The organism is Acinetobacter stercoris (assembly GCF_900323515.1).
GTDB classification, from domain to species: Bacteria; Pseudomonadota; Gammaproteobacteria; order Pseudomonadales; family Moraxellaceae; genus Acinetobacter; species Acinetobacter stercoris.
The window spans coordinates 1-1,594 of the sequence record NZ_OOGT01000375.1; the positions used below are offsets into that span (position 1 = coordinate 1).

Genomic DNA, 1,594 nt, shown 5'->3' on the forward strand with positions numbered 1-1,594 from the left:
ATTTAATAGTTTTATTTGATTGGAGGGTGAGAATCATGTATAGAGATGAAAATTATAAACGTGCTAAAGAGGAACTCAGAGCAGAATTAATGGAATTTGTTAAAGAAAAGTGTAATGAATTTCGTTTTAAAACCCATGTCGACATCAAAGCACTTTATTTAAATTTTGATGAAATTACAGCATTTGGTGATAAGAAGAGATCCTATGAACTTTCATCAATAAATATTGAAACGGATCTAGAACCTTAAAACCAATCTGAATAAACCGTCTTTTTGAACTGCCCCCATGAAGTTGGACAGTTTTTCAGGTGGTTAAACAGGATTAAGTTCTATATTCAACTGGACTCAATCTACCTAATTTCATCTTAATTCGTTCCTTATTGTAATAAAGGATATATTCATCAATACTACATTTTAACTGCTCTATATTGTCAAATCTCTGCAAATAAAATAATTCAGATTTTACAATCAAAAGAAGTTTTCTATTACAGCATTATCCAGACAATAACCTTTGTGTGACATGCTTTGTTGTATGCCGATTTGTTTAAGTTTGTGTTGATAGCTTCTCATTTGATATTGCCAACCTTGATCAAAATGCAATATTGGTGAGTCTTTTGGATTCAACCTCTGACATGCCATATCAAGCATCCATTGTGGCTTGATTGGTTTTTTTACAAGATTGAATGGGGTTAGATGGGATTAAAAAAACTTCTCTTACTGCAAAAGCAAAAACTGATGATCTGAACTCATTTCTTTATGTAGGGTTCCTGGCCTGACATATTTCGATCTTCTATCACGATTTTCGGTAATTAATTTGGGGGGGGTGTACTGATAAATCTGCAAGATGGTCATAGTATTTATCAAGCGATTTGATGTGGTTTTTGATATGGTTTTTGCTTTTAGTAAATTGTCCAACTTTATCAAAGTACATTTGGAATAATTCACGAACTGAACATTTCGGTTGGTTGATATTTTTTAATTCTTTTTCATACTCAATTTGAAGCTCCATAAGTCGTTTATGCGCCGATTGGGCCCATTATTGGGAAGTATCGTGAGTTGCTGCATCTCGGAGATGCTTATATTTGACTTGGATGTGCCATGCATTGCCACGTTTGACAGGTTCTTTGCATGATTAATCATTCTTAATATTTGGTGCCGTAATTCGGGCGCCAAATCCTATGAAGACTCATACAATCTTCAAAATGGCGCCAGAAAGCGAAATATAAAGCCGTTTTTAATGCAAATTTTGAGTATTTTGATTACCCAAAGTTGACCGATTTAGCAATAAAAAAGAGCTAAAACCCTAAGATTTTAACTCTGTCATGTTGAATTTAATCAACTTTTAAACTGGTAGGCATATCCAGACTCGAACTGGAGACCTCTACGATGTCAACGTAGCGCTCTAACCAACTGAGCTATACGCCTGTATGTGTGCGAATGTTATTAACATTCTTCAAAAATGACAAGCTCTTTTTTTATAAAACCACTTAATGGGTTATTCTTTATTCAAATTGTATCAGATAGTGGATAATTACTAAGTAATTATCGAGGAGCAGTGCATAACTTTAATAAGCAAAACATAACCTCATATATTC

The 1,594-nt window shown here is 33.7% G+C and carries 1 protein-coding gene, 1 tRNA gene and 1 pseudogene; 1 reads left to right on the plus strand and 2 read right to left on the minus strand.

Translation table 11 applies throughout. The features are described from left to right. Nucleotides 1-248 (plus strand): hypothetical protein (locus KPC_RS19610; protein ID WP_213065921.1); only part of this gene is annotated, 248 nt, incomplete at its 5' end. Between the two features lie 73 nt (nucleotides 249-321). Here the strand turns inward: KPC_RS19610 and KPC_RS20830 are convergent. Next, a pseudogene (locus KPC_RS20830) lies at nucleotides 322-647 on the minus strand (transposase); the annotation flags it as partial. A gap of 700 nt (nucleotides 648-1,347) precedes the next feature. Further along, nucleotides 1,348-1,424: transfer RNA gene (locus KPC_RS19630), tRNA-Val, on the minus strand. Nucleotides 1,425-1,594 lie beyond the last annotated feature (170 nt).